This window comes from Syntrophales bacterium (assembly GCA_023229765.1).
Lineage (GTDB): Bacteria > Desulfobacterota > Syntrophia > Syntrophales > UBA5619 > DYTH01.
The window spans coordinates 1-7,715 of record JALNYO010000066.1 but is presented as its reverse complement, the minus strand read 5'-3'; the positions used below and the strand labels follow the sequence as shown (position 1 = coordinate 7,715).

The following is a 7,715-nucleotide window of genomic DNA, read 5'->3' as shown; positions in this document are numbered from 1 at the left end:
CAGGTTTGCCCGCAGGAGCGATTCAGGCAACATCCACTGCCCTGACTTTCCGGAAAAACTCTCTATCGGTTGGAATCGTGGAAGGTTGGCGGGGCAGCATCGTCTATTTCATCCGCACAGACGAACAGGGCGAAATAAGTCGAGTGGCACTGCGCGACTCCTCTTTCTTAAACTGGACACTGCTCGGTTATGCCGCGGCCGGCTACATCGTCCCGGATTTTCCGCTAATCAACAAGAGCTTCAACCTTTCCTACTCCGGGAACGACCTCTAAAAAGCTGCCGACAACAAGAACATTGGCGTCAATGATTATGTCCATTATGTATGCGCATCACGAACAGATTTAATTTCTGCAGCGATTTCATTCAACAAAATCTTCTCTGTCCCCTGTCGTTTTTTTATTGTCCTTTCGCTGTCATCTGTGATATCCGCCCGCTGTCGCCTTTGTGTTGCAAATCCGGAGGAAAACAAAATGAATGAATTTACCCGTTAACAGACAACTATTTTAGCCTCGTTCGTGGGCCCGGATCGTTTTTCAACGGGCATCTCCAATCGGGAACTGCATATCCACGACATTTCCTCGCATGTGGGAGCGCTGCCGGCGGGCATTATCTGGCCCGTCAGCACTGAAGAAGTCAGCGGCATTCTGGCGTGGACATACCGTCAGGAAATTTTAGTCACCCCCTGGGGGGCGGGAACCAGCACCGAGGGCAATCCCGTTCATACCCGGGGCGGTCTGGTGATGGACTTCACCCGGATGAACAAAATCCTGGCGATCCGCCCCGAGGATTTGCAGGCCGACGTCCAACCGGGCGTTTTACGCAAAGAACTGAACCGCCAGACCGGCCAGTACGGACTTTTCTTCCCCGTAGATCCGGGCGCCGACGCCAGCATCGGCGGGATGATCGCCAATAACGCCTCCGGCGTTCAGACAATCAAATACGGCGCCACCAAGGATGCCGTCATGAAACTGACGGTTGTCCTTCCCGCTGGGGAGGTGATTCATACCGGCTGCCTGGTGGGAAAGTCTTCGTCCGGTTACGATCTTACCCGCCTCTTTGTCGGCTCGGAGGGCACGCTCGGCGCCGTAACGGAGGCGACGCTGAAACTGACCGGCGCCCCCTCGCACCATTTGACAACGGTCATCACGTTTGACGATCTGGAAAGCGCCGCCAAGGCAGTTTCCCTGATGATCGGCGCCGGGCTGGAACCTGCCGCACTGGAGCTGCTCCCCTCCGCATTAATCCGTCTGATGAACGGGGCAAAGGGGCTGAAACTGCGGGAGACGCCCAGCCTCTTCTGTGGATTTCACGGGGTAAGCAAACCGGCGCTGCTGGAAACTGCCACTTTGGCAGAGGAATTGGCGGAGGGCTGCGGCAGTTCCAGCTTTGTCTTCGGCGTCGAGGAAAAGGAGCGGGATAATCTCTGGCGCGCCCGGCATGAGGCGTGGGAAACGATCCACCAAACCCATAAGGGAAAGGAATCTATTGTTCTGGATGCCGCCGTTCCCATCTCCCGTTACCCGGAAATGATCAGCTTCGCCCAGCGCCTCGTGAATGAATGTAACGCTGTCGGTTATGTTTTCGGCCACGCGGGTGACGGAAACCTGCACGTCGTCCTGATGGGCAACCCGCAAGACGTCCGGGAGTGGTCGCTGCTCGAAGGCATCAACGACAAAATAGTCGGACGCGCCGTTGAGCTGGGCGGCACCTGCACCGGCGAACACGGCGTCGGCATCGGCAAGCGCAAATTCATGGAGCTGGAGCACGGCGGAAGCTATCAACTAATGAAAAAAATCAAGGCATTGATCGATCCCAAGGGATTAATGAACCCGGACAAGATCTTTTTCTAATCGCAGGCCTCCCGGGGATGGAAATTCCTTCCCCAAGCCAGGCGACTCCACCTGGGTCAATCAGCCGCGCGATCCCAGCCGCAGGCCGCCGTGAATGAAAAACACCTCGCCCGCCATCGACAAAATAAAACAATAAACCAGACAAATCCTGCATTAACCGCTTGTGTTGTAAACCCAAAAAAATCACTTTCACAAAAACTTGGAAACTTCACTGAACAACTGGAATTTGCAGATGATGGCAATTATTTTGTTAAGATTACCGCGACAGACAACGCAGGATATTTTCAAATAAGTGGGCTCAGTCTTGTCTTTTTGTATTAATATAGGTGTGGATCTTTTCGGCGAGGTCACTGGAAGTTTTGCCTTTTTCCTCAATTCTGGAGGTTATCCTGCTTGGTGTCGTTATATCACGTTTGAAGCGGCGTTTAACCTCCGCCTGGCTTGCTCTTCCCATTTGCCGGCAGAGCAAACTTGCCACCTCACGAGCCTAGGACAAACTTCGAAGAAATCGATCCCTTGACGTGTCCCAAGTGCCATGGGCCGATGGCCGTCATCGCTTTCATTGAAGCTGAAGACATCATAGAAAAGATACTCAAACACCTCGGTCTATGGGAGCGCACGCCCAGGCTGTCTGCGTGCGCCGCACAGGCAGGCCCCCACCCCGAAGCGTCAAATCGCAGCCTTTGTCAACCGAGCCCCATATCGATTATTCCGACACGCAGGTCTGCCCTTCCGATAACGGGTTTTATGTGGACCCCATATACCCGGCGGACCTCCTGCCATGAGCCGAGAAATCGAGATGTCGCCTGGAGGGTGTTCTCCACCTTTTTTCGCTCAAAACGCCGTCTCTCAGTAAATCTCAGGGTTGCTCCCCCTTGCGTTCACAGCGGACCATACCACCCCGGAACACCCCCGTCCGCAATCCTTCGGCCCTCAACATGATGTGCCAAGTTCGCCCTTGACACACAAGGAAACAATCACCTATACTCCCTCCCAGTGAAAGCAAGTTCTTATCACCTATCACCTCACCTAATCCCATCAATAAGGAGGAGGTCATGAGACAATTAATCAAAAGTGCCAAAATTGTATTAATATTATGGATCATTATTTTCTTCAATCTATTACTCATTAATTCTGTCACAGCCCAAACCTGGCAAATCACGAGTATCCCCACTTCAGAAACACAGCGTTCAATCCATTTTATCAGTGCCGGTGAAGGGTGGTCGGCTGGTTATAATGGAACCATTCTTCATACAACAGATGGTGCTGTTAACTGGTCCCTCCAAACTTCTCATACATCAGAAAGATTTCTGGCAATTCGTTTTATTGATCATGATATCGGGTGGGCCGGCACAGGCAGAATAATAGTACGTGCAGTCAGTTGAAGATCAGAGGATGGTTGGGATGAAATTTTCATAATAAAATAACAGGGGGAAATAACATGAACAGCAAAAAGCGTTTGCTTGAAATTATCGAGATTTTGTTGTTTTCTTCATTGTTTTTTTATGCATCGTCGTTGCCTGCCCAAGCCCAGCCGGACATTACCGTAACACCTGAATCGTTTGAGAAGTTGAATCCTGTCGCATCTTTTAGCTCACCATGTACGTGGCCCTATGACCTTGCATTCGACGGCACATATTTGTGGAATACGGATCCAATCGGCCAAAAGATTTATCAATTGGATATGTCCGGAAATGTCGTTTCCTCTTTTGATTCACCGGGTTTCCGACCAACCGGTCTTGCATTCGACGGCACGCATTTGTGGAATGCCGACAGCGCGGACGGCAAGATTTATAAATTGGATATGTCCGGGAATGTCATTTCCTCTTTTGCTTCACCCGGGTCCGACCCAAGCGGTCTTGCATTCGATGGCACCCATTTGTGGAATGCCGACAGCGCAAGCGGCAAGATTTATCAACTGGACATGACCGGAAATATCGTCTCCTCTTTTGCTTCACCCGGGGCCAACCCGACCGGTCTTACATTCGACGGCACCCATTTGTGGAATGCGGACGACACCGATAACAAAATTTATAAATTAGATATGTCCGGAAATATCGTTTCCTCTTTTGCTTCACCTAGTTCTTATCCATATGGTCTTGCATTCGACGGCACATCTTTATGGAATGTCGATTGGGTAAATTGCAAGATCTATAAATTGGAGTCTTCGACTAAAGTATATCTTGGGCTAACCAAAACAGAATCATTTACAGTGAAAAATTCTGGTGATAATGATCTTATGATAAATACTGTTTCGATCTCCGGTGAAGATAAGACGGATTTTAACATCAAGAGCGATAGCTGTTCAGGTCGGGTTTTAGCGGCCTCGGAAACCTGTGCCGTTACGGTGGAATTTTCACCAGCATCAGAGGGTGAAAAATATGCGAATCTTGAAATACCATCCAATGATCCGGATACACCCGTATTGAATGTGCCGTTGAGTGGGACGGGCATTCATGTGCCATCGGGAGCCATACAGTTCGCTTCAACCACATATGAGGCCGATGAAAATGGCGGGTCTGCTATCATCACAGTGAGTCGGTTAGGCGGCAGCAACGGAGCTGTAGGCGTGGAATATGCCACAAGTGACGGCTTAGGAGTGGAAGGAGTCCACTATATGGCTGCCAGAGGGAATCTTAATTGGCAGGATGGAGACGACGCTGCCAAATCTTTCAGCGTAATCATTATTGACAACAGTACCGCTGAAGCTGACGACAAAACAATCAATTTGACCCTAAGCAGCCCCAGCGGGGGTGCAGTACTGGGGCCGCAAAACACGGCAGTTCTCACTGTTCACGACAATGAACAACTAACCCAGGCATGGACACCGCAGGTCAGTGGCACGACAAATCATTTGAATGCTGTTCATTTTATCAACGCCAATGAAGGATGGGTGGTCGGAAGCAATGGAACCATACTACATACAATAAACGGTGGTGGTGACTGGTCTCCGCAAAATTCAGGTCTTTCTGATTCGGCTCACGGTTACCATTCTGTCCGTTTTATTGATCAAAATGTTGGTTGGGCCGGTGGTCAATTCGCGGTTTCACGCACTACGAATGGCGGTGCCGAATGGGGCGGCCTTGAATATTTTCCCCCATCTGATTATTGCCAATCTCTTTTTCCTGTAACTTCCAGAACAGCATGGGCTTCGGGTATTCCCAACACTCTCAACTGGAGATTATTCTTTCGTTATGATGTGCAAGATGACGGGAGCATAGTGAGAAAATTTTGGGGACAGGTCAGCGCTTTTCCCACTGTCCTTCAGAAGATTTATTTCGTCAACGCTGAAAACGGTTGGGCTGTCGGTGAGACAGGTTCCGGTGGTTTGATCGTTCGCATCAGTAACGCCTCCAGTGATTCACCGTCGTTTGCGACACAGCCGAACCCCTCCAATCAGGGTCTTAGCGGAATTCATATGCTCGATATCAACAATGGATGGGTTGTTGGGTCCGATGGAACCATTTTAAAGACAGTCGACGGTGGAACCACCTGGATACTTCAAGAAAGCGGCACTGCCAGACATTTGGCTGACGTCTTTTTTTTAGACCTAAATCGAGGATGGGTTGTCGGAGACGGCGGCCTGATCCTCATTACGGCTGATGGAGGAATCACTTGGGAACCCCAGGGAAGCGGCACAACGGTAGACTTGAAAAGTATTTTCATCAATTCGGGGCTTTCGGGCTTTGCCGTCGGTGATAGCGGTGTCATTCTTACCATGAGTGCGCCGGGGTTTGTCGTATCGCCAATCAGCAACGATACCACTGAAGTAGGAGGACAGGCCACATTTACCCTAAGGCTTACAACCCAGCCTACGGCAGATGTGACGATCGACCTGTCCAGTTCAGACCCGACGGAGGGGACGGTTTCGCCCTCCTCGGTCACCTTTACGACGGCCAACTGGAATGTCACCCATACGGTAACGGCGACGGGGGTGGATGACACGATCGTGGACGGGAACGTTGCCTACAGCATAGTGACGGCTGCGGCGACCTCGACGGACAGCAACTACAACGGTCTCAATGCAGACGACGTTTCAGTGACCAATAACGACAATGACACAGCTGGAAAAGTTGGAGACATAAATGGGGATGGCGCAGTGGACCTAAGAGATGCAGTTGTGGCTTTACAAACATTATCCGGTGTGATTCCCGCGGGTATCCGTAACGATTATGCATCTTCAGGAGCGGATGTAAACGGCGACGGCAAGATCGGAATGGTGGAGGTGATCTTCATCCTGCAGTCTCTTGTGGGCCTGCGCACGGAACAGTAAGGGAGAACTCTCATAGGTACATTGGCGCTGCCATCCGGTATTGAAGGACTTGCTCCAAACAAATTGATAAGAACTTCCTTTTTCGCGGCGGGAGTATAGGGGGGCTATTTTTGCTTGTCAATGGTTATTTTGCATCGCGTTTTATCGAAAACCAGGGGTTGGCGATGCGATTTTAGGAGAAAGGTGGATCGGCGATCATCCTTTTTAAGAAATCAGTTCACTTTTTGGTCGAGACACCCGGCAAGATGGCATTTTTGAGCACAATCCGGACAAACCTCTCCGGCACGCCTCTTTTTTCGATACGTTATGCTTCGATGTAATCGTCCCAGGAGTATTGAGGGTCCCCATAGAAGTGATCGTCGTGAACGAGGATCTGCGAGACGTCATCCGGGATGGATGGGGCAGGCCGCCTGTCTGCGCCGTTCATGCAGACAGGCGGGTCATGGATTTTGGGCGGCGGCCTGGCTCTTGCCAGCCATAACCCCAGATGTACCAGAATGGCGCGGATGACGGAAGGGTCCTCGATGCTGCCGATGACCCGCATGGCACCCTGACATCGTGGGCAGATAAGGGGATCGACTTCGTATATTTTATGAATCAATCGTGCCCAGTTCCGGCGGAAGGTCTTTTCATCCCCCTGTGATTCGAGAATGAAGGGTACGGCATCGTCGTTTCCCGCCTTCTGCCTTTTTCCCCGGGAAACATTGCTGTAGAAGCCGTAGTATCTGACCATCTGTTCGCCCCTGTTGGGGATGTGGGAGCAGAGACTTACCAGTCATTCCAGAGCGGGGAAGACCTTCGTCTTTTTGCTGTCCTTGGCCATATAGACGACCTTTCCCTCCTGATCCAGATACTGCATCCGCTCCTGGGAAAATGACGCCCGGATGATGTAGCGGGCCAGGTTTTCAATAGCCGTATCGTCATTCGGAGAAATACGGTTTCCGCAGAAGACGTTGAAGCCGGAATGCCGCCATCTGGAGAGCATGTCGATCATCTTTGTGGTGATCTTTCCCCTGGAAAGGAGCATTTTGAGCACCCTGTGCCGGAAGATTGCCTCCAGCTTTTTCAGTTCCAGGGGCGGGGCGACGCGGAACATGCCCCTGTTGCCGTAGAAACAGCCATCCGTCACGAGGATGTGTAGATGGTGGTGAAATCACAAACTAATGACACCATTATTCCCGCAGGGTATCAAACCGAACGCCATGGACGCTTGACGGTTTTTGCCGTAAGCCCGTCCGAAATAAAAAAGTCGCGCTTTATTTCTATCAGGATAAACGGCTGCCGTTGCTGCTCATTGCCGCGACCGATGAAAGAAAGGAACAGGGCGCCTTCAAAATATGGTATATCTTTGTAGTTCCCGAAGAAAACAGTTTAAAACAGCGCCTCGCTGCTCAATCGCCTGGAAACGACCGGCACGCTGCCGCTGGAGATTGCCAGAGAGCATGGCGTCGTCGGGATTGCTGCGAAGGCGCTCGGCCTCACAAGCGATGCGCGGCGCGATTATCCCTATGCTGCTTACGATAGTCTCTACGCTGCCGAGACATTCGCAAAAACAGGAGGCGATGTGTATGCCCGTTTTATGGCGCGGGTGA

Annotated in this window: 8 protein-coding genes; 5 read left to right on the top strand and 3 right to left on the bottom strand. The window is 51.2% G+C overall.

Features of this window, described 5'->3' with window-relative positions; all coding sequences use genetic code 11:
- The 5 genes from M0P74_17725 to M0P74_17705 all read left to right on the top strand — a co-directional run.
- Nucleotides 1–272: hypothetical protein (locus M0P74_17725; protein MCK9365427.1), on the top strand; the 272-nt coding region annotated here is incomplete at its 5' end.
- 243 nt (nucleotides 273–515) lie between these two features.
- Nucleotides 516–1,850, top strand: a complete 1,335-nt coding sequence (locus M0P74_17720) for an FAD-binding oxidoreductase (protein ID MCK9365426.1) — start codon at nucleotides 516–518, stop codon at nucleotides 1,848–1,850.
- 90 nt (nucleotides 1,851–1,940) lie between these two features.
- On the top strand, nucleotides 1,941–2,171 hold the full coding sequence (locus M0P74_17715) for a hypothetical protein (protein ID MCK9365425.1): 231 nt from the start codon (nucleotides 1,941–1,943) through the stop codon (nucleotides 2,169–2,171).
- 734 nt (nucleotides 2,172–2,905) lie between these two features.
- The gene (locus M0P74_17710; GenBank protein MCK9365424.1) at nucleotides 2,906–3,235 is read left to right on the top strand and encodes a YCF48-related protein; all 330 of its coding nucleotides are present in this window, start codon (nucleotides 2,906–2,908) and stop codon (nucleotides 3,233–3,235) included.
- Nucleotides 3,236–3,291: 56 nt separating this feature from the next.
- Nucleotides 3,292–6,123, top strand: a complete 2,832-nt coding sequence (locus tag M0P74_17705; GenBank protein MCK9365423.1) for a YCF48-related protein — start codon at nucleotides 3,292–3,294, stop codon at nucleotides 6,121–6,123.
- Nucleotides 6,124–6,427: 304 nt separating this feature from the next.
- Here the strand turns inward: M0P74_17705 and M0P74_17700 are convergent, their stop codons facing one another.
- From M0P74_17700 to M0P74_17690, 3 genes are all read right to left on the bottom strand, one after another.
- Nucleotides 6,428–6,856 (bottom strand): hypothetical protein, encoded by a 429-nt coding sequence (locus M0P74_17700; protein ID MCK9365422.1) that lies wholly within the window; start codon nucleotides 6,854–6,856, stop codon nucleotides 6,428–6,430.
- A gap of 42 nt (nucleotides 6,857–6,898) precedes the next feature.
- A complete protein-coding gene (locus M0P74_17695) occupies nucleotides 6,899–7,252 on the bottom strand; it encodes a transposase (GenBank protein ID MCK9365421.1) in 354 nt (117 codons plus the stop codon).
- Between the two features lie 201 nt (nucleotides 7,253–7,453).
- Nucleotides 7,454–7,715, bottom strand: a 262-nt coding sequence (locus tag M0P74_17690) for a hypothetical protein (protein ID MCK9365420.1), incomplete at its 5' end; no start/stop codon positions are given.